Origin of the sequence: Caecibacteroides pullorum (assembly GCF_019239235.1) — a bacterium.
GTDB classification, from domain to species: Bacteria; Bacteroidota; Bacteroidia; order Bacteroidales; family Bacteroidaceae; genus Bacteroides; species Bacteroides pullorum.
In genome coordinates this window covers 182,776-208,632 of sequence record NZ_JAAZTS010000003.1, presented here as the reverse complement: position 1 = coordinate 208,632, position 25,857 = coordinate 182,776, and the positions used below count along the sequence as shown (strand labels likewise).

The window sequence follows — 25,857 nt, the reverse complement described above, 5'->3', positions numbered from 1 at the left end:
AAACAGAAAACATGGATAAAAAGACAGCCATTATATTGATTTCCGAAGAAGGATTGCCGCTGGCACACCGTCTGTTGCCGGAATTTCCCCAAGCCGTCATCCTCAGTACGACGGTCAAGGACAATACCTGCCTGAATGTAGAAAGCTATGCGAACTTCTTCAATGAAAATTTCCATCGCTATGACGCCTTTATCTTTATCGGAGCCATGGGGATTTGTGTACGGAGCATAGCGCCTTTCATCGCAGACAAGCATACGGATCCTGCAGTGGTATGTATAGACAGTACGGGACGATATGCCATTCCTGTCCTGTCGGGACATGTAGGCGGGGCGAACGAGCTGGCCCGATGTGTGGCCGGATGTATCGGAGCGGAAGCCGTGATTACTACACAAAGTGACCGTACCGGCCTATGGGCACTCGATACACTGGGCACTGAATACAACTGGACAGTCCTGGCTGCCGAAGGTGGAAACATGATTTCCGCAAATTCAGATGAAGGACATCGCATAATAAACCGGCTCATCAGCCTGTTTGTCAAACAAGTACCCACATTGCTGTACATCGGTGTACGGGTGCCGGGGGTAGAGCGGTTGGAGCAGACTTGTCCGCCGCATGTCAGCATCCGTTACGGACGCTTCGAAGACATCGACTTGAAGCCTTACGAACTAGTCTTGCTGATTACGCCTTTCCGCTACGACACTGCCGGAATCCCTGCTCTTTATTACATTCCGCAGGTACTCCATGCAGGCATCGGACTGGCACACAACGCCGGACCTGTCGAGGAAGTTATCCGGCAACTGGACGAAACGCTGTACAGCCAACACATCCATCCCGCCGCAATTTCCGATTTTGCCACTATCTGCGAGAAACGTGAAGAGCCGGTAGTCGGACAGCTGCAATCCCGGTTCCCCGTGCACTTCTATACAGCCGACGAGTTGAAGGCGGTAGACGTCCCTACCCCGAGCGAAGTAGTACAAAAACACATGGGTACGCCCAGCGTCAGCGAAGCTGCAGCCCTGTTGGCCTCGGAAAGCGGGTGTCTGGTACTGAACAAACAGAAAGGCAGTAACTATACCCTGGCCGTAGCCATTGGAAAGGGAATAATGACCGACAGCGGCCATATCGAAATCGTGGGAGCCGGTCCGGGCGATCCCGACCTGATATCCGTACGCGGACGACAGATGCTGGAAAAAGCCGATCTGATACTCTATGCCGGCAGTCTGGTGCCCCGTGAACTGACCTATTGTGCCAAACCAGGTGCCGTAGTCCGTAGTTCTGCCTCCATGAATCTGGAGGAACAGTTCGCGCTGATGAAAGAATTCTATGACCGCGGTTGCTTCATTGTCCGGCTGCACACGGGTGATCCTTGTATCTATGGAGCCATACAGGAACAGATGAACTATTTCGACCAATACCAGATGAGTTATCACATCACGCCAGGTATTTCTTCTTTCCAAGCCGCTGCCGCTGCCCTGAAATCACAGTTTACCATTCCCGAAAAAGTGCAGAGTATCATCCTGACCCGCGGCGAAGGACGGACACCCATGCCCGAACGGGAAAAGCTCCACCTCATGGCGCGGTCGCAAAGTACGATGTGCATATTCCTCAGCGCGGGTATTGTAGACCAGGTGCAGAGCGAACTGTTGCAGGAATATCCCGAAGATACGCCTGTAGCCGCTTGTTACCATCTGACGTGGAAAGACGAACGAATCTACCGCGGTGTGCTGAAAGATTTGGCCAAGATTGTGAAAGAAAACAACCTGACACTGACTACCCTGCTAGTAGTGGGCGAAGCCATTGACAACCGCCAAGGCTTGTCCCGCCTCTATGCGCACGAGTTCAAACATCTGTATCGGAAGGATTGAATTATGATTCTTATTTTAGGAGGAACCACCGAAGGCCGACTGGCGGTAAACACACTGGACGAATCGGGCAGTCCGTTCTACTATTCCACCCGTGGAGATGAACAGGAAGTGTCCCTACACCACGGCATCCGTCTGCAAGGAGGCATGGATGCGGGAGCGATGGAGCAATTCTGCCGGCAAAAGGGAATCCGGCTACTGGTCGATGCCGCTCATCCTTTTGCTGAGGAACTGCATCGCAACGTAGCTACAGTGGGGCAACGTCTGCAAATCCCTGTGATCAGACTTGAACGCATCTATCCGCCACGTACGGCCTGTCCTGTTATCTGGTGTGCCGGCTATGACGAAGCTGTGAAAAAAATACAGCAATCGCATCCGGCCTCTCTCCTCCTGCTTACGGGCGTACAGAGCATTGCCCGCCTGGCTGCGCTATGGAAAGATGAAAACATACGCTGCCACTGCCGCATCCTCGACCGCGACAGCTCACGCCTGTTGGCCGACCGCCAAGGATTTCCTCGCGAACGCCTCTGCTATTACCACGAAGGCGAAGACGAACGAATCGTGATGGAGCAACTTCATCCGGAAGCTATCATACTGAAAGAAAGCGGTTTATCAGGAGGATTTAAAGAAAAGGTTGAAGTGGCAACAAGCCTTGGTATCCAAGTGTTTGCCATCCAACGCCCGCTACTTCCTCCTTCGTTTATAACCGTAACAGGGCGGCATGGACTCCGTCGGCAAGTTGAACAACTGCTTCCCGAATTCTACCCACAACACACGGGACTTACCACCGGAACCTGTGCCACAGCCGCCACCGTAGCTGCTGTTTGGAAAGCCCTTGACGATAATACTCCCGACACTTTTCCAGTCCTTCTGCCAGACGGCGAAATCCTGACGATACCTGCCCGTCCTACAGAAAGGATTTTATCTGCCGACGGTAAGACCGTCGTCGCTTCAGCCTTTACTGTAAAAGATGCAGGAGATGATCCGGATATTACCAACGGCATGACGATAGAAGCCCGCGTCACGTTGCACCTATCGTCCGCTGCCACTTCTACCACTCCTCTATCCATTCACATCGATGGCGGTTGCGGAGTGGGTCGTGTTACGTTACCAGGTTTGGGAATTGAGGTGGGACAAGCTGCCATTAACGCTACCCCACGTCGGATGATAGAAAACAGCATCCGTCACTTGCTGCAATCCTTGCCTATGAGATCCAATCCTGTCTCGATAGACGTTCTCATTTCCGTACCGGGTGGTGAAGAAATTGCCCGCCGCACTTTCAACCCTCGCCTAGGCATTGAAGGGGGAATTTCGATTATTGGCACGTCGGGCATTGTGAAGCCCTTCTCGACAGATGCTTTTATCCGCTCCATCGCCAAATCTATGGAAGTGGCACGCGCTACAGGCAGTCCACGTGTCGTTATCAATTCGGGTGCCAAGAGTGAACGTTTCGTTCGTGCCTATTATCCTGAACTACCGCCACAGGCTTTCGTACACTACGGCAACTTTATCGGCGAAACGCTGAAACTGGCCGACAGCCTGAAGGTGCCTCGCATTACGCTGGGTGTTATGATAGGTAAGGCTGTCAAGCTGGCAGAAGGGCATCTGGATACCCACAGCCGCCAGGTGACGATGAACCGTGACTTCATCATTTCAATGGCTCGTAAAGCCGGTTGCGGTGAAGATGTCTGCACACGCATCGACGGCATCACTTTGGCTCGTGAATTATGGGATCTTATACCAGCCTCGCTTTTGCCAACCTTTACGCAGACCGTCATTGACCACTGCCATCACCACTGTGCCCCTCTCTTACCTCACGGCGAACTGACCATTTTACTGATTTCGGAAGATGGGCGAATATACGTATAATCCTATCAGCTTTTCAATCCATTTTCTTGCCGCTTCATCTCCAGCAATACGCCAAACGTCAGCGGAAGGGCCAGTAAGAAAGTGCAGATGTCGGAAACGGCCTGACACATCTCCACGCCCTGAAGCCCGAAGAAATGGGGAAGGATAAAGATAAACGGCACAAAGAACAAGCCCTGACGGGCAGAAGAAAGGATGGTGGCACGCACGGATTTGCGGATAGTCTGCAACATCATGTTGCTGATGATGACAAACGTGCCCAGCGGATAGGTGACAAGCTGCCAGCGCAGGGCCGAAGCACCTGTGGCCACCACAGCGGGGTCGCCTTTACGGAACAGCTCCACCACCTCTTCGGCAAAGCCGAAACCCAACACAGCACAGCAGGTCAGGAAAATAAAGCCGATACGTACACAGAGCCAGAAACCCTGACGCACACGGCTATAAAGACCTGCGCCGTAGCAGAAGCCACAGAGGGGCTGGAAACCCTGCCCGAAACCGATCAGGAAAGAATTGATGAACATACCAATGCGTGACACGATGGACATGCCTGCGATGGCAGCGTCGCCATACGCTCCGGCGGCCAAGTTCAGCAAGATGGTGGACAGGCTGGCGAGTCCCTGGCGGGCAAGCGAGGGCGTACCACCGCCAATAATTTCCTTGATGAAGGCGAACGACGGCGTAAAGTTGCGATAACGGATGGGGATATTTCCCCCCTTCGTAGCCATGTAGAGCAGCAGCGTAAAGCTGCACACCTGACTAATGACCGTGGCCAGCGCAGCACCCGCCACGCCCATATCGCAGACGAAGATAAACAGCGGGTCGAGCACCACGTTGAGGATCGCCCCGCTCACGATGCCCACCATAGCGTAGGCGGCATTCCCCTGAAAACGTATCTGATTGTTCAGCACCAGCGATGAAGCCATGAAAGGCGTACCTGTCAAGATAATACCTAAGTAGCGTTCCGTATAAGGCAAGATGGTGGGTGTAGAGCCCAGCATCAGCGACAGCGGTGTGAGGAATAGCAACCCCAGCACTGCCAACACACAGCCCGTGAAGAAGGCCATGAAAAAGCCCGTGGCTGCCATCTTCTCCGCATTGGCCACGTCGCGGGCGCCCAGACGGCGCGAGATGTAGTTACCCGACCCGTGGCCGAAGAAAAAACCGACAGCCTGGATGATGGACATCAGCGAGAACACGATGCCTACCGCCGCCGTGGATTGCGTATTAATCTTACCGACGAAGTACGTGTCGGCCATGTTGTAGAAAGCCGTCACCAGCATACTGATGATGGTGGGGATGGCCAGGCGGGTGATGACACCCGCAATGGGGGCAGTAGTCAGCTGCTCGTAGTTTTCTTTGGCTGTGTGGTGGTGTATCAACATCTCATATAATCTTTTTTATCCGTTAGGTAACAAGTCCGCCTCCCGGATAACGCCCAGCAATTCGCTGATGCTGCGGACAGTGACCATAGTGCCGTCCGCCCGGTGAAGCACGAAGGGAGCATCACCCCGCAGGTCGCCCGTCTCGATGAAGACAGCAGACTCCACGTTGCGGTTAGCCAGAATGCCGTTGCGCTGCAGGGCCTTGCGCACCATGGCGTAGCGTTGTCCGTGTCCGGCGAGGCGGATTTGCGAAGTGTATTCATTGTCCACACGGAAGAGGCCCGTTTCCAGATCGAATACAATACCCTTGCGGGCGAAAAAGCGACTCAGGCTGCCGTCCAACGCCAAGTCTTCGGGTGTACCGATGGTTACCCCGCTCGCCTTGTCCATCAGCCAGATCTTGTCGGCTATCTGGAGAGCCAGCTCCAGGTCATGGGTAGAGAGAAAGATGGTCTTGCCCGTGCTACGGCTCAGGCGGTGGAGCAACTGCATCATCTCCACCTTGCTGGGAAAATCGAGGAAGGCCGTCGGCTCGTCCAGGTAGATGACGGGCGTCTCCTGTGCCAGCGCCTTGGCTATCATCACCTTCTGGCGCTCGCCGTCGCTCAGGGTATCCACCATGCGGTCGGCCAGGTGTGCGATGCCCACCAGGGCGATGGAGCGCGCCACCACCTCCTTGTCTGCCTTCGACAGGGTTCCCCAAAAGCCGGTGTAAGGGCTGCGTCCCAGACCCACCAGCTCCGTGGCGGTCATGTTACGAATGTCGCATTTCTCCGTCAGCACCACGCTCAGCACGCGCGACAGCTGCTTGTCCGTGTAGGCATCAATCTCCTTGCCCTGCACGTAAATGTTTCCGTCCAGCTTGGGCTGGAAGGCCGAGAGCGTGCGCAGCAGGGTGGACTTCCCCACTCCGTTGGCTCCCAAAAGGCAGGTCAGCTCGCCGCCGCAGATGTCGGCCGAAATGCCTGCCGCCACCATCTTCACGCTGTGCTTCGAGGCATAGCCGATGGAGAGGTTTTCGATATGGATGGTTGGTTCGTTCAAAGGGTCTTTCTATATTAATGGGTTCATATTCAGTTATTCGTCTATCTCACTTTTCCTGCGCCTGAAGAGCACCGAAGCAACGACCGGCGCACCAATGAGTGCCGTCACCGAGTTTACCGGCAGGGCGCCCTCGAAGCCTGGCATACGGGCAATGAGGTTGCACACCAGAGCCAGAGCGGCACCCGTCAGCAGCGTGGCAGGCATCAGCACACGGTGGTCCGACGAGCGGAAGATGGCACGGCACAGATGGGGCACGGCCAGGCCCAGGAACATAATGGGGCCGCAGTAGGCCGTCACGATGGCCACCAGCACGCCCGAGCAGAGAATGACCAGCAGGCGGGCCCGCCGGATGTTCAGTCCCAGGTTGCGCGCATAGCTGTTGCCCAGCAACAGCAGATTCATGGTCTTGATGAGCAGGAACGACAGCGGCAGCAGCACGGCCATGATGCCCACGAACAGCAGCATCTGGTCGCCTGAAACGCGGGCGAAGCTGCCCAGCCCCCAGATGACATAGGCACGGATATCCTCTTCGACACTGAAGAACTTCAGCACACCGATGACGGCATTGGCCACGTAGCCTATCATGACGCCGATGATGAGCAGCGTCACGTTGCCGCGCACCTTCATCGACACATAGACGATGAGCGCCATCACCGACATGGCACCCACGATAGCGGCCAGCGACAACGCCACTTCGCCCAGATAGCCCAGACGGCTCAGGCCAACGCCCCCGACAGCACCGGACAGCAGCACTACCATCGCTACGCCCAGGCTGGCACCCGAGCTAACGCCCAGCACCGAAGGGTCGGCCAGCGGATTGCGGAACACCGTCTGCATCTGCAGGCCGCTGACCGACAGGCCCGCTCCCGCCACCAGCGCCGTCAGGGCCTGGGGCACGCGCGACTTCCACACGATGTTCTGCCACACCACCGGCTCGTCCGTCCCGCCCGCCAGGATGCGGCACACCGAGCGCAGGGGGATGTCCACCGAGCCCAGCAGCAGGTTCAGCAGGAAGAAAACGGCGATGAGCACGGTCATCAGCAGCATCAGGGGGAGTATGGGGCGATGGTTCATGGCGCTTATTTCAGTCGTTCGTAATACGTGGGTTCATACTGGGGCAGCAGGTCGGAATGGAAGGCGTGTATCAGGTCCTTCAGCACCACGTCGGGCTGCATAGGCATACTCTCGTAGAAGGGCGTGGTGCGCATGTTGCAATAGACCACCGCCCGCTCGCGGAAGGCACGGAAGTCGGCATAGCGCGCGTCGGTGGCCTTCAGGGCGTCGTAGGAGAAGGTGCCCTCATAGCTGTTGACGATGCGCCAGAAGTCGGCCTCGTCAGCCCGGCTATAGACGGTCTCGAAGTCCAGCGTCACGCCGCCCGAACGGGGGTCGTCCTTCAGGAAATAGTCGGCTCCAGCATCGCGGAACAGCTGGGCCAGGAAACTTCTGCCGCCTACGGCATACCAGTTGCCTCCACGCAGCTCGCCGCTGAACACCACGGGACGCTTCTCCACGCCCGCGGCCAGGCGACAAAGCTCCTTGTAGCGCGCCTCAATGGCGGCAAAGCACTCGTTGGCTTCGCGTTCGCGCCCGATAAACAGGCCCACCAACTTCACCCACTCCGCCTGCCCCAGAGGCGTCATCTCCTTGTAGCCCAGATGGGGCACCAGGGGAATGTCCGTGTCGCGCAGGGCGTCGTAGCCGCCGCGCTTGAAGGGGGAGATGAAAATAACATCGGGTTCCACGCTCATCACCACCTCAGAGTCGAAGTTACCTTCGATGCCTATCTTCACCGTGCGGCCCTCAGCCAGCTGGCGGTTCATGGTGGGATCGAAAAGGTGGCGCGTGCTGGTGATACCCGTCACCAGCGGGCAGGCATCCAAGGCGATGAAGTTGGACAGCTGGAGCGACGTCATGCAGATGACGCTGCGCACGGGTGTCTCTATCGGGGTATAGTCGCGAGGAATACCGGCCGGATGCGTACCGCGGGGCACAAGGGCGAAATGATAGCCCGGCGCCTCGGGGTTCTGCGGGTCGTGTACGTCCAGCAGGCGAACGCCGTCGGCACGATAGTCTATGGTGTAGCCTTCGGCATAGGTGGGAGTTACCCGTGACAAGGAGTCGGCCGGGGCCATGGCGGCGCTGTCGGTCTGCATTCCATCGGCGGCCGAAGGCTTCGACGACCGGGAACCGCAAGAGCCCGCAAAACAGGTGACGGCAAACAACAGGCCGGCAAAGAGGAGTCTGTTCATCGGTAAGGTCTTTTTAAAATCAGGTGCAAAGTTAACCGAAACGGCGGAATATCGCAACTTACGTGTGTGAAACTTCCCTATCGGCGGGCAATGGAATGGATACGCAGACAGGATAATCTGTGGTTGAAAAACCATCCGCGACACACACCCGTTCCGCATTTCTTTTTGTAATTTTGCCACCGCAAAAAAAATCCCGAAACAACAGAAGAAAAAACTATGAACCACTACCCCATCCTGTTCATCTCCCTGGGCCCCGGCGACCCGGAACTCATCACCCTGAAGGGCTGGAAGGCCCTGCAGGCAGCCGACATCGTGTTCTGTCCCGAGACGACAGGACGCGACGGCCAACGCACCTCACGTGCAGCAGACATCGTGCGGCGGCTCGGCGTGGGCGACGACCACATCCGCCGCTTCCTGCTACCCATGAGCAAACGGCGCGAAGCAGCGCTCCAGGCCTACGACGGCGTGTATGCCGAAGCGCGTGCCCTGCAGGACGAGGGGCTGCACGTCTGCATCGTAGCGGAGGGCGACGCGGGCTTCTACTCGTCCGTCCACTACGTCTTCGAGCGGTTGCGGGCCGACGGACGGGAAGCAGAGCACGTGGCGGGCATCCCTGCCTTCATTGCTGCGGGAGCCCTCGCAGGACTGCACATAGCCAGCCAGGAACAGCGGCTCACGGTGTTGCCCGGCACGGCGACCGCACAGGAGCTGGAACGGCTGGTGGACGACGACGGAACGGTGGTCATCATGAAGCTGTCGCAATGCGCCGACGAAGTGCACCGCTGCATGGCCCTGCATCCAGAGTACACGTACCACTACTTCGAGAACGTAGGTACGGCGACGGAGTTCTACACGTGCGACGCGGCGGTGGTAGCCGCGCGGCGCTTCCCCTACTTCTCGCTGATGATTGTACAAGGGTAACGAAGAGAACATAAGAAAGACACACAATATTTCCATAAACAAACTGGTGTATAAAAAAGGGGGCCGAAGCCCCCCTTTTTAGAAAAATCTGCGTATTCCGCGTCATCCGCGGCAGAACCGTCATTGCAGCTCCAGCGTCACGATGGACTTCGCCGGCAACGTCAATCGAAGAACTCCTTTCTCAATTTTGGTATCCTTGAACGGTACGGGCCGCACGCGGTCGGGCTGGTCGAAGGTGTTGCAGTCGGTGACGTGCTCGGCCGTCAGCACCTCGCCCACAGCCTTGCGGGCCGTGATGCCGGAGAGGCGGACGGTGACTTCCTGCGCCTCATTCAGATCGACGTTGGAGAGCGAGAGGTGCACGCGCCCTTCCTTGTCGCGCGAGGCGGTAGCACTGAGCAGCGGTAAGCGTCGGCCGTCGCGCACATCGACAGTGGCGCAGTCCAGTTCCAACGGCAGATAAGTGGCATCCTGGTGCACGCGGTACATCTTGAAGACATAGTACGTAGGCGTCAAGACCATGCGGTCGTCCTTCGTCAGGATCATGGACTGGAGGACGTTGACCACCTGGGCGATGTTGGCCATCTTCAGGCGGTCGGTGTACTTGTGGAAGATGTCGAGCGAAAGGGAGGCCACGAAGGCGTCGCGCAGGGAGTTCTGCTGGTAGAGGTGTCCGCGGATAGTGCCCGGTTCTTCATCCCACCACGTGCCCCACTCGTCGAGCATCAGGGCTATCTGCTTCTTGGGGTCATACTTGTCCATGATGGCGCAGTGGCGACGGATGACGTCCTCCACCTCGCGGCACTTGCCCAGCGCCCAGTAGTAGTCTTCGTCGGTAAATTGTGTGGCCGAGCCCTTGCTGCCGCTCCAGCCTGCCACGGTGTAGTAATGGAGCGAGAGACCCTGCATCCATCCTCCCACGCGGTTCATGAGGACGTCGGTCCAGTTGTAGTCATAATCGCTGGCACCGCTGGCTATCTTAAACAGACGGTTGCCGTCGTAGTTGCGGCAGTAGGTGGAGTAGCGGCGGTAGAGGTCGGCGTAGTATTCGGGGCGCATGCTGCCGCCACATCCCCAGCTCTCGTTGCCCACGCCGAGGTATTTCACCTTCCAGGCCTTGTCACGGCCGTTCTGCCGGCGCAAGCGTGCCATGGGCGAATCGCCCTCGGAGGTCATATATTCCACCCACTTGGCCAGCTCCTCGACTGTGCCGCTGCCCACGTTGCCGCTGACGTAGGGCTCGCAGCCCAGCATCTCGCAGAGGTTCAGGAACTCGTGCGTGCCGAAGCTGTTGTCCTCGATGGTGCCGCCCCAGTTGTTGTTCACCATCTTAGGGCGCTGCTCGCGGGGACCGATGCCGTCCATCCAGTGGTATTCGTCGGCAAAGCAGCCGCCGGGCCAGCGCAGGACGGGCACGCGGAGCTCCTTCAGGGCGTTGAACACGTCGGTGCGGTAGCCCTGGATGTTGGGTATCGGCGAGTCCTCGCCCACCCACAGGCCGCCGTAGATGCAGGTGCCCAGGTGTTCGGCAAACTGGCCGTAAATTTCTTTCGGAATGATTTGGTTGCCGCGGTCGGCCTCCACGGTAAGGTTCGCGCTGCGCTGTGCGGGGAGCGACAGCGAGGCGGTCAGCAGCAGGCTGCTGAGGAAGAGTTTGTTTGTCATGGAATAATGATCTTTAAGTATGAAAAATAGAGTTCTACAGTTGTTGATAGATAAGGAAAGCCAGCCGACCTATGTCGGCTGGCCGTCCGAGGCCGTAGAAACGCTCCCGACCTATGTCGGCTGGCCGTCCGAGGCCTCGGAAATGCTCCCGATATAGGTCGGCTGGCCGTCCGAGGCCTCAGAAATGCTCCCGACCTATGTCGGCTGGCCGTCCGAGGCCTCGGAAATGCTCCCGATATAGGTCGGCTGGCTGTCCGAGGCCTCAGAAATGCTCCCGACCTATGTCGGCTGGCTATCCGAGGCCGCAGATTTGCTCCCGACCTATGTCGGCTGGCCGTCCGAGGCCTTCGCCTATTTCTTGCAACTGACAGCTGACGCTTCCACAGGCAGGCAAGCCTTGTAGGTCTCGATGTAGGCGTTGAAGCCGGCCAGGTCTTCGGGCACGGGCGCCATCTCGACACCGGCGTCGCCGGCAAACACCTGCGCGTCCAGGAAGTCGGGCAACGACAGGCCCTGAGCATTGTTCACCAGGTAGGAACCCAGCAGGGCGATGCCCCAGGCTCCCCCCTCGCCTGCCGTCTCCATGACGGAGATGGGCGAGTTGATGGCTGCCGCCAGGATGCGCTGGCCCACGCCCTTGGTCTTGAACAGGCCGCCGTGGCCCGTGATGCGGTCCACACGAATCTTCTCGTCGTTGAACAGGATGTCGTTGCCTATTTTCAGCACAGCCACGGAAGCGTAGAGGTTGGCGCGCATCAGGTTGGCCAGGCTGAACTTGTCCGTGGCCGAGCGCACGAACAAGGGACGCCCTTCGGCCAGTCCGGTGACGGGTTCGCCGGAGAAATAGTTGTAGGCCATCAGGCCGCCGCAGTCGGCATCGCCTTCCAGCGCGTGGTTGTAGAGTTTGCCGTAGATGTCGTTCATGTCGACGGGCAGTCCCATCAGTTCCTGGTATTCCTTGAAGAGGTTGACCCACGCGTTGAGGTCGGAGGTGCAGTTGTTGCAGTGGACCATCGCCACGGGGCTTCCGTCGGGCGTGGTCACGATGTCGATGGCCTCGTAGGGGCGCGAAAGCTCCTTCTCCAGCACAATCATGGAGAACGACGACGTTCCGGCGGAGACGTTGCCCGTGCGCTGCTTCACGGCGTTAGTGGCTACCATGCCCGTGCCTGCGTCGCCTTCGGGCGGACAGAGCGGAATGCCAGCCTTCAGCCGTCCCGTGGGATCGAGCTTGCGGGCACCTTCGGCCGTCAGGCGTCCGGCATCCTCACCGGCCATCAGCACACGGGGCAGAATGTCACGCAGCTTCCAGCCGTAGCCCGGAGCAATCAGCTGCTCGAACTTCTCCACCATCGGGGCGGAATAGTCTTTCGTTTCGGGGTCGATGGGCAGCATACCGGAGGCATCGCCGATGCCCAGCACGCGTTCACCCGTCAGCTGCCAGTGGACGTATCCGGCCAGCGTCGTCAGGAAGTCGATAGAGGGCACATGGGCCTCGCCGTTCAGGATGGCCTGGTAGAGGTGCGAGATGCTCCAGCGCAGGGGGATGTTGTAAACAAAGAGCTCGGACAGCCGGGCGGCGGCGGGGCCGGTGTTCGTGTTGCGCCACGTGCGGAAGGGCACGAGGATGTTCTGCTGCTTGTCGAAGGCCATGTAGCCGTGCATCATGGCGCTGACGCCGATGGCGGCGAGGGTCTCTATCTCCGTGCCGTACTGCTTCTTCACGTCGGCTTGCAGGTCGGCGTAGCAGTCTTGCAGGCCGCCCCACACAGCGTCGAGGCTGTAGGTCCAGAGGCCGTCGACGAGCTGGTTCTCCCACGTGTGGCTGCCCTGTGCGATGGGCTTGTTTTCCTCGTCGATGAGTACCGCCTTGATGCGGGTGGAGCCGAACTCGATGCCGAGGATGGCGCGTCCGGCTTCTATGGTGGATTTGGGATCTGATTTCATACGAATGGTATTGTATATAAGGTGAAACAAAAAGAAGAAGGAAGACACACTCAATGTGTGCCTTCCTTTCTTCGGTTACAGATTTAGCAAAGCGCCTTGTTCAGCATGTAGTACACTTCGTTCATGCGGAGCTCTTTCTTGAACTCGCTGATGGTGGTGTCCTTGTTGATGTGAACCATCTCGATGCCTGCAATCTCGGCGTAGTCTTCCCAGTATTCGGCCGTCAGGTCGTAGGAGAAGCAGGAGTGGTGCGTGCCACCGGCCAGGATCCAGGCGCCTGCGCCTACCTCGAAGTTGGGCATCGGTTTCCACAGGGCGGAAGCCACGGGCAGCTTGGGCAGCGGTTTCGGCTCGATGCACTCTACATCGTTTACAATCAGGCGGAAGCGGTTGCCCAAGTCAACGACCGTAGCGGTGCAGCCGGTACCCACCTTCGACGTGAACACGAGACGGGCCGTCTGGCTCTTGCGGATGCCGATGCCGAGGAAGTGAACTTCCAGACGGGGCTTCTGGGCAGCGATGAGCGGACATACCTCCAACATGTGGGCCTGAAGGATGGAGCTGTTCTCGCCGTCGAAGTTCAGCGTGTAGTCCTCAAGGAAGGAGCAGCCGGTGGGCAGGCCCTGGTTCATCACCCATACGGTACGGTAGAGGGCGGCGGACTTCCAGTCGCCTTCGGCACCGAATCCGTAGCCTTCAGCCATCAGGCGCTGAGATGCCAATCCCGGAATCTGGTCGAAGTAACTGCCGTCGGTCTGGCCCAGGTCGTCGAAGTTGGTGGTGAAGCCTTTGGCACCCTTCGCCTTCAGGATGGCACGCAGGGCGAGTTCGGCCTTGGCAGCATTCCAAACTTTTCCATAAGCTTCGGTACGTCCGTCTTCCAATGCGGCGTCGTGATCGTAAAGGCGGAAGTATTCGTCTACCAATGCCTTCACGTCTTCATCCTTCACCTGTGCGTGATATTCCATCAGCTCGCTCACGGGGCAGTAGTCCACGTGGTAGCCCATGCGCTGCTCGGCCTCCACCTTGTCGCCGTCGGTCACGGCCACGTTATTCATCTGGTCGCCGAAGCGGATAATGAGCATGTCCTGAGCATCGGCCCAAGCGGCACAGACGCGCATCCACACGGCAATCTTCTTCTGCGTTTCCTCTTCCTTCCAGTAGCCTACCACCACTTTGCGGCGGATGCGCATGCGGGTGCAGATGTGGCCGAACTCACGGTCGCCGTGGGCACTCTGGTTGAGGTTCATGAAGTCCATGTCCATCGTATCCCAGGGAATTTCCTTGTTGTACTGCGTGTGCAGGTGGAGCAACGGCTTCTTCAGCTGCTGCAAGCCGTGAATCCACATCTTGGCGGGCGAGAAGGTGTGCATCCAAGTGATGACACCGATACAGCGTTCTTCGTTGTTGGCAGCCTTGAACACGGCTTCCACTTCCTTGGACGAGTTGGCCGTACCTTTATATACCACCTTGACAGGCAGCTTGCCCGACTCGTTCAGACCTTTTACCATCTCGTTACTGTGTGCATCAACTGCGATTACTGCGTCTCCTCCGTACAGAAGCTGTGCTCCTGTGACGAACCATACTTCATATTGATCAAATGCGTTCATAATAGTACAATGTTTATTAATTATTGGGTTATGATTCTTTTTGGTTGATTATTCATATCATTTCTTCTGTCCGTAGTAGGCATTCGGTCCGTGCTTGCGGCTGAAGTGCTTCTCGATGAGCAGCGGGTTCATGGTCAGGTTAGGATTGACGGCGTAGGCAATGGATGCCATCTTGGCCACCTGCTCCATGACGACGGCGTTGTGGACAGCGTCGTGCGCATCCTTGCCCCAGGCAAAGGGACCGTGGTTCTTGACCAGCACGCCTGGTGTGTGCACGGGGTTCAGGCCTTCGAAGCGCTTCACGATGACATTGCCCGTCTCCAGCTCATACTCGCCCTTCACTTCGGCCTCGGTCATGTCGGCCGTGCAAGGAATGGCGTCGTGGAAGTAGTCGGCGTGCGTCGTGCCGATGTTAGGTATATCGCATCCGGCCTGTGCCCAGGCAGTGGCATAGGTAGAGTGTGTATGCACCACTCCACCGATTTCGGGAAAAGCCTTGTAGAGCACCACATGGGTCGGCGTATCTGAAGAAGGACGAAGATTCCCCTCCACTACCTTACCGTCTAGATCTACCACCACCATGTCCGTGGCCTTCATCTCGTCATAGCTTACACCACTGGGCTTGATGACCACCAGCCCGCTTGCGCGGTCGATGGCCGACACGTTTCCCCAAGTGAAGATGACCAGTCCGTGCTTCACCAAGTCAAGGTTGGCACGAAATACTTTTTCTTTCAGTTCTTCTAGCATAATTATATCGCTTAAACGTTAACTTATAATTTAAATTTAGGAGCTTTCCGATAAATGTTCTCATTAAATTGATACAGGGCCGCACTACGTTTGGAGCCGGTTTTGTCTTTTTTGTCCGTCTTCTCAATGTAGTTCATCTCCGCAATCCGCTTACGGAAATTGCGTTTATCAATAGGCTCTCCATAAATAGCTTCATACAGACTTTGCAATTGCGACAGGGTAAAGAGCTTGGGAAGCAGATTGAAGCCGATAGGCTCCGTAGATGCTTTCTTCTGCATCATAGCACGTGCCTTCTGAACCATCTCCCAATGGTCGAATATCAAAGGGGGCAAGTCATTGATTCCAATCCAGAAAGCATTATGCTGTTGAACCAGTTCACGGTCGTATTCATCGATATTGATCAAGGCATAATATGCAATGGAAATGACTCTTCCTCCCGGATCGCGGTCTATGGCACCGAACGCTCCAACCTGTTCTATATAGACTTGTTCCAAACCTGTCAACTCAGCCAAGACTCGTTTGGCAGCATCGTCCACGCTTTCATTTTCCTGCACAAAACCGCCCATCAGCGACCACTCGCCTTTGGCCGGCTCAAAGTTTCGTTTCAACAGGAGAAGGCTCAGTTCTCCTTTGCTGAAACCGAAAATAATGCAGTCTACCGAAATATAGAACTTCGGATTAATATTATAATATGTTGTCATTCAAGAAACATTAAATACAATTACCAGAAATAAGCATAGAACAGGGCACAAAGCAACACGACACCCAGTGAAGCAATAACGTCCCATTTATTCCAGCTCTCACGGATGAGTTGTTTATAACTGCCAGTGAAAGTAATGGCTTCAATCTGCTGAGCAGAAGGTTTCGGCGTAAAGCAGGATACAACAACCATCAAAACAATCAAAAATACAAGCAACCAGACTTCGAAAATAAGCCAATTGGTCTGCCAGAACCAAGTAGTGCATTCCCAGAAAGCACCATCCATCACGGCCTTACCCGAATCTGTGATGACATTGGTAAGCAGACGGACCATACCGATGAGGAAACCGCCGATGAGTCCCCATTCGCCTGCTTTCGGAGTGATACGCTTTGAGAAGATACCCAGCGTAAAGACAGCAACCATTGCGGGTGCAATCAGTGACTGAATGTCCTGCAGGTATGAATAAAGATTTCCCATATTCATCATGATAGGCATCCAGGCCAGGCCCAGCAATACGACTACTATTGTAGCAATACGCCCTACCAGTACGTAATGGCTTTCGCTCATGCCTTTCTTCATCGGTTTGTAAAAGTCCTCTGTGAACAACGTGGCGCAGCTGTTGAAGAAGGCTGCCAGCGAGGCGACAAGAGCACAGATGAAACCGATAGTCACAATTCCCTTAATACCGGCAGGCAAAATATTTTTCACCATCATGGCAAAAGCACCGTCTGTATCGTGAGCGTTGGTAATATCCATCACAATGCCACTACCTGTCTTTTGAGCAAGCGCATAAGCAACCATACCAGGAATCAAGAACATGAATACTGGTAACAGTTTGAAATAACCAGCAGCAATAGAACCACGCCGAGCACGTTTCATCACGACATCGTCCGATTCACCCTTTTGCTGTCCGAGTACACGTTGTACGATGTGTTGGTCGGTACACCAATACCAGAAACCAATAATGGAAGCACCGAGGAATACTACATATCCGGGAAATTGCGAATACATGGGATCTGCAGGATCGGTATGGAACATGTGAGTTGTACCAAAACCGTCGTGAGCAGCGTTACAAACAGCCATCATCTGTGACCAGCCTTCGCTGATACTACCGTCACCCAACATGCTCAGTCCCAAAAACAATACCAGGAAAGAACCGATAATCAAAATCGGAGTCTGAATGGCAGACAGTGTCATTACACCCTTCATACCACCGAAAACCGTGAATACAGCCGTAACAGCAATTAAGCCAATAGCACCATACCAAAAAGGTAAGCCAAGCAAATACTCAAAGAAAATACCACCTGTAAAAGCTGTAACAGAAACCTTAGTCAACACATAGGCTATCAAAGTGATGATAGACAACCACGAGCCCGTACGTTGAGTATAACGGAATTTCAAGAAATCAGGCATAGTGATAATCTTACCCATCTTGTTGTTCAGCAGTTGATAGAAAGGAACAAACAGCCATCCCAAAATCAGAATCATCCATCCCTGCATTTCCCAATGAGCCATCCCTACACCATCTTTGGCTCCAGTTCCTGCAAGACCAACCAAATGTTCAGAGCCAATGTTGGCAGCAAAGATAGCCGCACCAATGATATACCAAGGTTCGCCTTTTCCGAACAGATAATCCTGACTATCGGCACCTTTCATTTTTTCCTTATCTTTCTTTATGGCACGATAAATCGCCCAGACTATAGCTACGACTCCTACAGCAAGTATCACCCAGTCGAGCCAGATAAATTCATTTGTATTCCAATTCATATTTTCTATTTTTCAAATTAGCACTACTTTTAAGGTTATTTCTCGACACTGAATTTAAAGATACATTCACTGCTATACGTTTGCCCCGGTTCTAGAATCACAGATGGCCATTCTGATTTATTGGGGCTATCAGGATAATGCTGAGTCTCCAAACAAACGGATGCCCGTTGATTATAGACTATACCTTTTTTACCTTTTACTGTCCCATCCAGAAAATTACCTGTATAAACTTGAATTCCAGGTTCATTAGTATATACCTCCAAAGTTATTCCTGTTTCAGGAGACGTCAAACGAGCAGCGACCTGCGTCAAATCACCTTTAGTATTCAATACCCAATTATGATCATATCCATTGCCATTCTTCAATTGAACGAAATCATAATTGCTGATATCCTTTCCTATAACTTTAGGAACAGTAAAATCCATTGGCGTATCTTTTACAGGCAGAATCTCTCCAGTTGTCATAAATGTACTGTCAACAGGAGTATAAGTATCTGCATTTATATATAGAATATGGTCAGTAGCAGCCTTGGATGGATCTCCTGACAAATTGAAATATGAATGGTTAGTCATGTTAATCACCGTTTTCTTATCAGTCGTTGCACTGTATTTGATATCAATGGCATTGTCATCCGTAAGTTTATAGATAACTTTGGCTGTTACATTTCCAGGAAAGTTCTCATCACCGTCTGGCGAAACAATTGTCAACTCCAGTGTAGTATCATCAATTTGGTTAGCGTCATACACTTGATACTGCCATCCCTTAGGACCTCCATGTAAACAATGGCCAAAATTATTTTGCGGTAATTGAATCGTATCTCCATCCAAGACCAAACGTCCTTGGTTTATACGATTGGCATAGCGCCCAATAGACGCACCAAAATCACTCGGAATATGAATATAGTCAACAATTCTGTCAAAGCCTAAAACTACATCCCTCATTTCCCCATTTTTATCTGGGACCATAACAGAAACTATACGGCCTCCAAAATTTGTCACACAGACCTCCATTCCCCTTTGATTTCTCAGTTTATACAAATTGGTCTGGGCATCATTCACTATTGTCTGATAAGCCATAGGATTTAATCCAGAAAGTGTCAAATCAGATTTTTGAACACAAGAAGCTGATAATAAACAAATTATAGCTCCAACTAACAAAAAATGTTTTTTCATAATAACTGGTATTTGATTCAAACTCCTTTTTAAGTGTAAAAATAACACTTTATTTTCATCCAGTAATCAAACATTATTATGTTTCACAACATGAAAGAAAGAGAGAACATATGCTTAAACAAACGTTAACAATACTTGCATCTACGTAAACCGAATGTTCAAAAAGGAACCTTAAACGTCCAAAATTATATAATCATTAAAAAAAAACATATGCAAAAGTACATCTCATGCCGAATTGTTTCTACTTTTGCACGTGAAGTAAGAGAGATATGAATAAATTTTCAATATTTTTCTAGTCTTCGATAGAAATATGAGATTTAGATTATATATAAAGAATTAGCTTATGTCACAAATTGTCGGACATATTTCCCAGGTCATCGGACCTGTGGTTGATGTATATTTCGAAGGAGCTGAAACAGAAACGGTTCTTCCAGCCATTCATGATGCACTCGAAATAAAGAGACACAACGGCAAACGCCTGATTGTGGAGGTACAGCAGCACATCGGTGAAAACACCGTTCGTACGGTAGCGATGGACAGCACCGACGGTCTGCAACGAGGCATGAAAGTACGACCTTTGGGTGGTCCTATAACAATGCCAGTAGGTGATCAAATCAAAGGTCGATTGATGAACGTAGTAGGCGACTCTATTGACGGTATGCGAGAATTGGACCGCACAGGCGCTTACCCTATTCATCGCGAACCTCCCAAATTTGAAGACTTAACCACAACTCAAGAAGTTCTTTACACAGGTATTAAAGTTATCGATTTACTAGAGCCTTATAGCAAAGGTGGAAAAATCGGTTTGTTTGGAGGTGCAGGTGTAGGCAAGACAGTCCTTATTCAGGAACTCATTAATAATATTGCTAAAAAACAACACGGCTTTTCTGTATTTGCCGGTGTAGGTGAACGTACGCGCGAAGGTAATGATTTGCTAAGAGAAATGATTGAATCGGGCGTAATACGTTATGGAGATGAGTTTAAGAAAAGCATGGAAGAAGGAAATTGGGATTTATCAAAAGTAGACTACAACGAAGTAGCCAAATCTCAAGTATCACTAATATTCGGACAGATGAACGAACCTCCTGGAGCACGTCAATCCGTAGCCCTTTCCGGTCTGACTGTCGCTGAATCATTCCGTGATATGGGTTCAGAAACAGATGGGCCACGCGATATCCTGTTCTTTATTGATAATATCTTCCGTTTCACGCAGGCGGGTTCCGAGGTTTCTGCTTTGTTAGGTCGTATGCCTTCAGCTGTAGGCTACCAACCGACATTGGCAACTGAAATGGGAGCCATGCAGGAACGAATCACATCAACACGCAACGGTTCAATTACTTCAGTTCAGGCTGTATATGTACCTGCAGATGACTTGACCGACCCTGCTCCAGCTACAACCTTTACTCACTTGGACGCAACGACAGTGCTTAGTCGTAAAATTACCGAACTGGGTATCTATCCAGCCGTAGATCCTTTGGAATCTACTTCACGTATTCTGGATCCGCACATCGTAGGCGAAGAGCATTATCAAGTTGCCCAACGGGTAAAACAGATATTGCAACGAAACAAGGAATTACAGGATATCATCTCCATCTTAGGTATGGAAGAGTTATCGGATGAAGACCGCACATTGGTTAATCGCGCACGTCGTGTCCAACGATTCCTTTCGCAACCGTTTGCCGTAGCCGAACAGTTTACGGGCGTCCCCGGTACCATGGTGAATATCGAAGACACCATCAAGGGATTCCGTATGATCTTGGATGGAGAGGTTGACTACTTACCCGAACCAGCTTTCTTGAATGTTGGTACTATCGAGGAAGCCATAGAAAAAGGTAAAAAGCTGTTGGAGCAGGCCAAATCATAATACGTAATTATCTGTCTGTAGCTTATTTAACTGCCGACGATAAACCAAATATCAAATAAAGGCAATGAAAAAATTACAGTTGACTATCGTATCACCGGAAAAAAAACTCTTTCAAGGTGAAGTGAATCAAGTCACTCTACCAGGAGTCATGGGTTCTTTTACCATTTTGCCACAACATGCCCCTATCGTTTCTTCACTCACACGTGGAAAAATTCTGTATGTTACAGCAGACGGTACGTCACAAAACTTAGAAGTAATGGGAGGATTCGTAGAAATGAATGACAACAACGTTTCCGTCTGCATTAATTAATAAAAGTACATTATTATAAATACATTGAAAAAACGAATGAGGACGTGAGCAAAACAAAACGTAATTACCTGATCCAAACCGCGGTATTAACCTTCTTATTGGGAATAGTAGGAGGATGGATCTATTTTAATACTAATCCACACCATTATTTTAACGGTTATCCATTAATTCCCTCCTATTTCTTTCTATTCGGTTGGTTAATGATCAACATAGTGGAATGGAGTCGCAAAAAGATGACGGGCAAGTTGTTGCAAATATATATGTTGCTCCGTGTAATGCGAATGCTTGCCTCATTCATTCTGATGGTACTTTATTGCGTGATAGTCCGCGAAGAAGCACAAGCTTTTCTGCTGACGTTCATCGCCAACTACTTGATATATCTAACGTATGATTCTTGGTTCTTCTTCACATTTGAAGTGAACAAAAAATCACAAAAAGAGAATAAACGATGAAACGATTGTATAAAATATGGACCGGATTGTACATCATGGCAGCATTATTGCTCCTATGTCCTGCTTCCGCTTGGTCAGCTGACTCCTCCTCAGAACAACCGGCTGAAGAAAAAGTCGATATTAAAGAAATTGTATTCGGACATATCGGTGACTCATACGAATGGCACATTACATCATGGGGAGATACTCATCTCACCATTCCTCTACCAGTAATTGTGTACAGCCAAACGAGTGGATGGCACATATTCTCTTCAGCACGCTTAGAGGAAAATGAAGGCAGCTACGAAGGACTGTCCATTGCCCCTGCCGGTAGTCCATACGAAGGGAAACTAATAGAACATGATGCTGCCGGTAACGAAATCCGCCCTTTCGATATTTCGATTACCAAAGTAGTTCTAGCGTTACTAATCAACAGTGTACTACTAACATTTATCATCCTTTATGTAGCACGCTGGTATAAGAGACACCCGAAAGACAGTGCAGCTCCTGGAGGATTTGTTGGACTGATGGAAATGCTCATTATGATGGTCAATGATGACATCATCAAAAGTTGCGTAGGGCCCAAATACAAAAAATTTGCTCCCTACCTTTTGACTGCTTTCTTTTTTATTTTCATCAATAATCTGATGGGGTTGATACCTTTCTTCCCTGGTGGTGCTAACGTGACAGGAAACATTGCCATTACCATGGTATTGGCACTCTGCACTTTTTTGGCAGTCAATCTATTCGGAACCAAAACCTATTGGAAGGATATTTTCTGGCCAGACGTTCCATGGTGGCTGAAAGTACCGGTACCGATGATGCCATTTATCGAATTCTTTGGTATTTTCACTAAGCCATTTGCACTGATGATCCGTCTTTTTGCCAATATGTTAGCTGGACACGTGGCAATGCTGGTACTGACCGGATTGATATTTATTTCTGCCAGCATGGGACCAGCACTGAATGGAACACTAACAGTTGCTTCCGTTTTATTCAACCTGTTCATGAATGCCCTTGAATTACTGGTAGCCTTTATACAAGCTTATGTTTTCACCATGTTGTCTGCTGTATTTATAGGACTGGCACAAGAAGAACATACTCACAAAGAAGAAGTTAAAATAGGAGAAAAACAATTAATAAAATAACCCTTTAAAAATTAGAAAGTTATGTTACTATCTGTATTATTACAAGCTGCTGCGGCAGGTGTTGGAGTTACAAAACTGGGAGCTGCACTGGGTGCCGGCCTCGCTGTAATTGGTGCCGGTTTAGGTATTGGTAGAATCGGAGGCTCGGCTATGGAAGCTATCGCTCGTCAACCGGAAGCTTCAGGCGATATCCGTATGAACATGATTATTGCTGCAGCTTTGATCGAGGGTGTTGCCCTTCTGGCTGTAGTTGTATGTTTGTTGGTATTCCTCATCTGATTTGTAAAACTTCCAATTTGTATATGTCTGATCGTTTTTAACGATCGGGCATTACAGATTGACAAATAAACGAATATTTATGTCATTGTTATTACCCGACAGTGGTCTGCTGTTTTGGATGGTCTTGTCTTTTGGCATTGTCTTCGTCATCTTGGCCAAATACGGTTTCCCTGTGATTACCCGAATGGTAGAAGAACGAAAAGCTTACATCGACCAGTCCATGAAGGTAGCCCAGGAAGCAAATGCCCAACTTGCCCATTTGAAAGAAGAGAGTGAAGCATTGATAGCTTCTGCTAGCAAGGAACAGGGACGCATCTTGCGGGAGGCGATGCAGGAACGTGATAAAATTATCGCCGACGCACGCAAACAAGCAGAAATTGCAGCCCAAAAAGAATTGGACGAAGTGCGCATGCAGATTCAACAAGAAAAGGAAGAAGCCATTCGCGATATCCATCGCCAAGTGGCAGTTCTTTCAGTGGACATTGCCGAAAAAGTGCTTCGTAAGAAATTGGACGAAAAGCACGAACAAATGGACATGATAGAACGCATGCTCGACGAGATGCTGACTACGCCCAAAAAGAACTAACGAGATAGATAAAAGGAAAAGATGGATATAGGAATTGTTTCAATGCGATATGCCAAAGCATTGATTGATTATGCTTACAACAGTGGTAAGGAAGATATAATGTACAGAGAATTCAGTACACTGGCACATAGTCTGGAAACATATTCCGAACTACGTGAAGCATTACTGAACCCTATTCTCTCTACCGAAGACAAGTTCACGCTTATCTGTACAGCAGCCTGTGGTGAACAACCGGCAAGCGAAGAGTTCAAACGCTCTATAGCACTGATACAGAAAAACAGGCGTGAAGGGATGCTTCAATATATCAGCCTGTCATTTCAGAGGCTATATCGCCAAAGAAAACATATTGGTACCGCCAAACTGACGACAGCTATTCCTGTCAGTCAGGAAGTGGAGGAACGTATCCGCCAAACAGCCTCTTCCCTGTTGCATGCCCGCATGGAATTGCAGACGGAGGTAAATCCTGCCATAGAAGGAGGGTTTATCTTCGACATCAACGATTTTCGCCTGGATGCCAGCATCGCAACCCAGATCAAGAAAGTGAAACAACAATTCATCGACAAGAACCGCAGAATTGTATAATTTTCCGCTATGAAGACAAGATTGTTGGACTCACTCTATTCATTAGGAAAGTAAAAAGTAAATTATTAGGAAAGTAAAATGATCTCAGAAAACATAAAAGTAAGTGAAGTTTCTGACGTCTTACGCAAACAACTGGAAGGCATCGATACCCGCGTCCAACTGGACGAAATAGGTACCGTACTCCAGGTAAGTGACGGTGTTGCCCGTATATACGGACTGCGTAACGCAGAGGCAAACGAACTGCTTGAATTTGAAAATGGCATTAAAGCCATTGTGATGAACCTGGAGGAAGACAATGTAGGTGCCGTATTGCTGGGACCAACCGACCGAATCAAAGAAGGATTCACCGTAAAGCGCACCAAACGTATTGCCTCCATCATGGTGGGCGAAAGCATGCTGGGACGTGTCATCGATCCACTGGGTGCTCCCCTTGATGGCAAAGGACTGATAGGTGGTGAACTTTATGAGATGCCATTGGAACGTAAAGCTCCTGGTGTCATTTTCCGCCAACCGGTCAACCAGCCATTACAGACAGGATTGAAAGCGGTGGACGCCATGATTCCTATCGGCCGAGGACAACGTGAGCTGATTATCGGTGACCGCCAAACTGGTAAGACAGCTATTGCCATCGATACCATTATCAATCAGCGGGCCAACTACGAAGCAGGTGATCCAGTTTACTGTATCTATGTGGCTATCGGTCAAAAGGGTTCTACTGTTGCCACGATTGTCAATACCCTGCGCCAATATGGAGCCATGGATTATACCATTGTCGTAGCTGCAACAGCCGGTGACCCGGCCGCTCTGCAATACTATGCTCCTTTCGCAGGTGCCGCTATCGGTGAATATTTCCGCGACACCGGCCGTCATGCGCTGGTTGTTTACGACGACTTGTCCAAACAGGCCGTCGCCTATCGCGAAGTTTCCCTGATTCTGCGCCGTCCTTCTGGCCGTGAAGCCTATCCGGGTGACATTTTCTACCTGCACTCCCGTCTGCTGGAACGTGCTGCAAAGATCATCAATCAGCCCGAAGTGGCTGCCCAGATGAACGACCTGCCCGACAGTCTGAAAGGCAAAGTCAAAGGAGGAGGTTCGTTGACGGCACTCCCCATCATTGAAACGCAGGCAGGTGACGTATCGGCCTATATTCCGACCAACGTAATCTCCATTACCGACGGTCAGATATTCCTCGACAGCAACCTCTTCAACCAAGGCAATCGTCCAGCTATCGACGTAGGTATTTCCGTCAGCCGTGTAGGTGGTAATGCTCAGATCAAGGCCATGAAGAAAGTAGCCGGAACATTGAAGATAGACCAGGCACAGTATCGCGAACTGGAAGCCTTCTCCAAGTTCAGCGGCGACATGGACCCCGTTACGGCGCTCACAATCGACAAAGGACAGAAGAATACGCGACTGCTCGTACAGCCACAGTATTGCCCGATGCCGGTAGAAAAACAAGTCGCTATCCTCTATTGCGGTACACACGGACTGCTGAAAAACGTTCCGCTGGCCAAGGTCAGCGACTTTGAACGCAGCTTCCTCGATACACTTGAGATGAACCATCGGGAAGATGTACTCGATGTACTGAAAAAAGGTGTTATCGATGACGATGTATGCAAAAAGCTGGAAGAAACGGCCGAAATGGTCGCCAGACAATTCTCATAAACAGACGGACTTCTGGCTACATCGGTACAAGGTCGGTAAAACCTTGTACCGATAGCC

At 51.8% G+C, this 25,857-nt stretch carries 22 protein-coding genes; 11 read left to right on the top strand and 11 right to left on the bottom strand.

The annotated features are described in order from the left end of the window. Positions 1–11 precede the first annotated feature (11 nt). Together cobM and cbiD are read left to right on the top strand one after the other, a co-directional pair. Positions 12–1,865 (top strand): precorrin-4 C(11)-methyltransferase, encoded by a 1,854-nt coding sequence (gene cobM / locus HF894_RS04280; RefSeq protein WP_204971230.1) that lies wholly within the window; start codon positions 12–14, stop codon positions 1,863–1,865. A gap of 3 nt (positions 1,866–1,868) precedes the next feature. Further along, entirely contained in the window at positions 1,869–3,731 is a 1,863-nt protein-coding gene (gene cbiD / locus HF894_RS04275) for a cobalt-precorrin-5B (C(1))-methyltransferase CbiD (RefSeq protein ID WP_204971229.1), read from the top strand. Between the two features lie 5 nt (positions 3,732–3,736). Here the strand turns inward: cbiD and HF894_RS04270 are convergent, their stop codons facing one another. The 4 genes from HF894_RS04270 to HF894_RS04255 are packed head-to-tail and all read right to left on the bottom strand — an operon-like array spanning position 3,737 to position 8,406. Further along, on the bottom strand, positions 3,737–5,110 hold the full coding sequence (locus HF894_RS04270; protein ID WP_021848505.1) for an MATE family efflux transporter: 1,374 nt from the start codon (positions 5,108–5,110) through the stop codon (positions 3,737–3,739). 15 nt (positions 5,111–5,125) lie between these two features. Then, positions 5,126–6,154, bottom strand: coding sequence for an ABC transporter ATP-binding protein (locus HF894_RS04265; protein WP_204971228.1), 1,029 nt, complete (start codon positions 6,152–6,154; stop codon positions 5,126–5,128). Positions 6,155–6,187: 33 nt separating this feature from the next. Further along, positions 6,188–7,228 carry an iron ABC transporter permease gene (locus HF894_RS04260; RefSeq protein ID WP_204971227.1) on the bottom strand — a complete coding sequence of 347 codons (1,041 nt, stop codon included), beginning with the start codon at positions 7,226–7,228 and terminating at the stop codon, positions 6,188–6,190. A gap of 5 nt (positions 7,229–7,233) precedes the next feature. Beyond that, positions 7,234–8,406 (bottom strand): ABC transporter substrate-binding protein, encoded by a 1,173-nt coding sequence (locus HF894_RS04255; protein WP_204971226.1) that lies wholly within the window; start codon positions 8,404–8,406, stop codon positions 7,234–7,236. Positions 8,407–8,622: 216 nt separating this feature from the next. On the opposite strand from HF894_RS04255, the gene HF894_RS04250 reads away from it, so the two are divergent. Next, positions 8,623–9,327, top strand: a complete 705-nt coding sequence (locus HF894_RS04250; protein WP_204971225.1) for a precorrin-2 C(20)-methyltransferase — start codon at positions 8,623–8,625, stop codon at positions 9,325–9,327. A gap of 120 nt (positions 9,328–9,447) precedes the next feature. Here HF894_RS04250 and HF894_RS04245 read toward each other — a convergent pair whose 3' ends face one another. The 7 genes from HF894_RS04245 to HF894_RS04215 all read right to left on the bottom strand — a co-directional run bounded on the left by HF894_RS04245 (position 9,448) and on the right by HF894_RS04215 (position 18,935). Further along, positions 9,448–10,992, bottom strand: coding sequence for an alpha-N-arabinofuranosidase (locus HF894_RS04245; protein WP_204971224.1), 1,545 nt, complete (start codon positions 10,990–10,992; stop codon positions 9,448–9,450). 351 nt (positions 10,993–11,343) lie between these two features. After that, positions 11,344–12,939: a xylulokinase gene (locus HF894_RS04240; protein ID WP_204971223.1), complete on the bottom strand. Its 1,596-nt coding sequence runs from the start codon at positions 12,937–12,939 to the stop codon at positions 11,344–11,346. Between the two features lie 83 nt (positions 12,940–13,022). Beyond that, positions 13,023–14,549: an L-arabinose isomerase gene (gene araA / locus HF894_RS04235; protein WP_021848513.1), complete on the bottom strand. Its 1,527-nt coding sequence runs from the start codon at positions 14,547–14,549 to the stop codon at positions 13,023–13,025. 57 nt (positions 14,550–14,606) lie between these two features. Further along, positions 14,607–15,296 (bottom strand): L-ribulose-5-phosphate 4-epimerase, encoded by a 690-nt coding sequence (locus HF894_RS04230; RefSeq protein WP_075316967.1) that lies wholly within the window; start codon positions 15,294–15,296, stop codon positions 14,607–14,609. Positions 15,297–15,319: 23 nt separating this feature from the next. Beyond that, positions 15,320–15,997, bottom strand: a complete 678-nt coding sequence (locus tag HF894_RS04225; RefSeq protein WP_204969847.1) for an NUDIX hydrolase — start codon at positions 15,995–15,997, stop codon at positions 15,320–15,322. Between the two features lie 20 nt (positions 15,998–16,017). Then, positions 16,018–17,763, bottom strand: coding sequence for a sodium:solute symporter (locus tag HF894_RS04220; protein WP_204971222.1), 1,746 nt, complete (start codon positions 17,761–17,763; stop codon positions 16,018–16,020). Positions 17,764–17,798: 35 nt separating this feature from the next. Continuing rightward, positions 17,799–18,935, bottom strand: a complete 1,137-nt coding sequence (locus HF894_RS04215; RefSeq protein WP_204971221.1) for an aldose epimerase family protein — start codon at positions 18,933–18,935, stop codon at positions 17,799–17,801. A 343-nt stretch (positions 18,936–19,278) separates the two neighbouring features. Between HF894_RS04215 and atpD the strand changes: the two genes are divergently transcribed. The 8 genes from atpD to atpA all read left to right on the top strand — a co-directional run bounded on the left by atpD (position 19,279) and on the right by atpA (position 25,800). Further along, complete coding sequence (atpD, locus tag HF894_RS04210) at positions 19,279–20,799, top strand: F0F1 ATP synthase subunit beta (protein WP_204971220.1); 1,521 nt, start codon at positions 19,279–19,281, stop codon at positions 20,797–20,799. Between the two features lie 64 nt (positions 20,800–20,863). After that, positions 20,864–21,109: an ATP synthase F1 subunit epsilon gene (gene atpC / locus HF894_RS04205; RefSeq protein WP_021848519.1), complete on the top strand. Its 246-nt coding sequence runs from the start codon at positions 20,864–20,866 to the stop codon at positions 21,107–21,109. 44 nt (positions 21,110–21,153) lie between these two features. Continuing rightward, positions 21,154–21,561, top strand: a complete 408-nt coding sequence (locus HF894_RS04200; RefSeq protein ID WP_021848520.1) for a hypothetical protein — start codon at positions 21,154–21,156, stop codon at positions 21,559–21,561. Then, positions 21,558–22,688 carry a F0F1 ATP synthase subunit A gene (gene atpB, locus HF894_RS04195; protein ID WP_204969851.1) on the top strand — a complete coding sequence of 377 codons (1,131 nt, stop codon included), beginning with the start codon at positions 21,558–21,560 and terminating at the stop codon, positions 22,686–22,688. The genes HF894_RS04200 and atpB overlap by 4 nt, the downstream gene beginning before the upstream one ends. 21 nt (positions 22,689–22,709) lie before the next feature. After that, on the top strand, positions 22,710–22,967 hold the full coding sequence (gene atpE, locus HF894_RS04190; RefSeq protein WP_204969852.1) for an ATP synthase F0 subunit C: 258 nt from the start codon (positions 22,710–22,712) through the stop codon (positions 22,965–22,967). 79 nt (positions 22,968–23,046) lie between these two features. Next, positions 23,047–23,553, top strand: a complete 507-nt coding sequence (gene atpF / locus HF894_RS04185; RefSeq protein ID WP_021848523.1) for a F0F1 ATP synthase subunit B — start codon at positions 23,047–23,049, stop codon at positions 23,551–23,553. Between the two features lie 21 nt (positions 23,554–23,574). Continuing rightward, on the top strand, positions 23,575–24,135 hold the full coding sequence (locus HF894_RS04180) for a F0F1 ATP synthase subunit delta (protein ID WP_204971219.1): 561 nt from the start codon (positions 23,575–23,577) through the stop codon (positions 24,133–24,135). Positions 24,136–24,216: 81 nt separating this feature from the next. After that, complete coding sequence (gene atpA / locus HF894_RS04175) at positions 24,217–25,800, top strand: F0F1 ATP synthase subunit alpha (protein ID WP_204971264.1); 1,584 nt, start codon at positions 24,217–24,219, stop codon at positions 25,798–25,800. The last annotated feature ends 57 nt before the right edge of the window (positions 25,801–25,857 follow it).

Excerpts from the sequence above, each read along its gene's own strand:
- araA (WP_021848513.1), bottom strand. The coding sequence starts at position 14,549 with ATGAACGCATTTGATCAATATGAAGTATGGTTCGTCACAGGAGCACAG.
- HF894_RS04270 (WP_021848505.1), bottom strand. The coding sequence starts at position 5,110 with ATGTTGATACACCACCACACAGCCAAAGAAAACTACGAGCAGCTGACT.
- atpB (WP_204969851.1), top strand. The coding sequence starts at position 21,558 with ATGAAACGATTGTATAAAATATGGACCGGATTGTACATCATGGCAGCA.
- HF894_RS04245 (WP_204971224.1), bottom strand. The coding sequence starts at position 10,992 with ATGACAAACAAACTCTTCCTCAGCAGCCTGCTGCTGACCGCCTCGCTG.
- atpE (WP_204969852.1), top strand. The coding sequence starts at position 22,710 with ATGTTACTATCTGTATTATTACAAGCTGCTGCGGCAGGTGTTGGAGTT.
- HF894_RS04180 (WP_204971219.1), top strand. The coding sequence starts at position 23,575 with ATGGATATAGGAATTGTTTCAATGCGATATGCCAAAGCATTGATTGAT.
- HF894_RS04240 (WP_204971223.1), bottom strand. The coding sequence starts at position 12,939 with ATGAAATCAGATCCCAAATCCACCATAGAAGCCGGACGCGCCATCCTC.
- HF894_RS04225 (WP_204969847.1), bottom strand. The coding sequence starts at position 15,997 with ATGACAACATATTATAATATTAATCCGAAGTTCTATATTTCGGTAGAC.
- atpF (WP_021848523.1), top strand. The coding sequence starts at position 23,047 with ATGTCATTGTTATTACCCGACAGTGGTCTGCTGTTTTGGATGGTCTTG.
- atpC (WP_021848519.1), top strand. The coding sequence starts at position 20,864 with ATGAAAAAATTACAGTTGACTATCGTATCACCGGAAAAAAAACTCTTT.
- HF894_RS04215 (WP_204971221.1), bottom strand. The coding sequence starts at position 18,935 with ATGAAAAAACATTTTTTGTTAGTTGGAGCTATAATTTGTTTATTATCA.
- HF894_RS04250 (WP_204971225.1), top strand. The coding sequence starts at position 8,623 with ATGAACCACTACCCCATCCTGTTCATCTCCCTGGGCCCCGGCGACCCG.
- HF894_RS04220 (WP_204971222.1), bottom strand. The coding sequence starts at position 17,763 with ATGAATTGGAATACAAATGAATTTATCTGGCTCGACTGGGTGATACTT.
- HF894_RS04230 (WP_075316967.1), bottom strand. The coding sequence starts at position 15,296 with ATGCTAGAAGAACTGAAAGAAAAAGTATTTCGTGCCAACCTTGACTTG.
- cbiD (WP_204971229.1), top strand. The coding sequence starts at position 1,869 with ATGATTCTTATTTTAGGAGGAACCACCGAAGGCCGACTGGCGGTAAAC.
- HF894_RS04255 (WP_204971226.1), bottom strand. The coding sequence starts at position 8,406 with ATGAACAGACTCCTCTTTGCCGGCCTGTTGTTTGCCGTCACCTGTTTT.
- cobM (WP_204971230.1), top strand. The coding sequence starts at position 12 with ATGGATAAAAAGACAGCCATTATATTGATTTCCGAAGAAGGATTGCCG.
- atpD (WP_204971220.1), top strand. The coding sequence starts at position 19,279 with ATGTCACAAATTGTCGGACATATTTCCCAGGTCATCGGACCTGTGGTT.
- HF894_RS04260 (WP_204971227.1), bottom strand. The coding sequence starts at position 7,228 with ATGAACCATCGCCCCATACTCCCCCTGATGCTGCTGATGACCGTGCTC.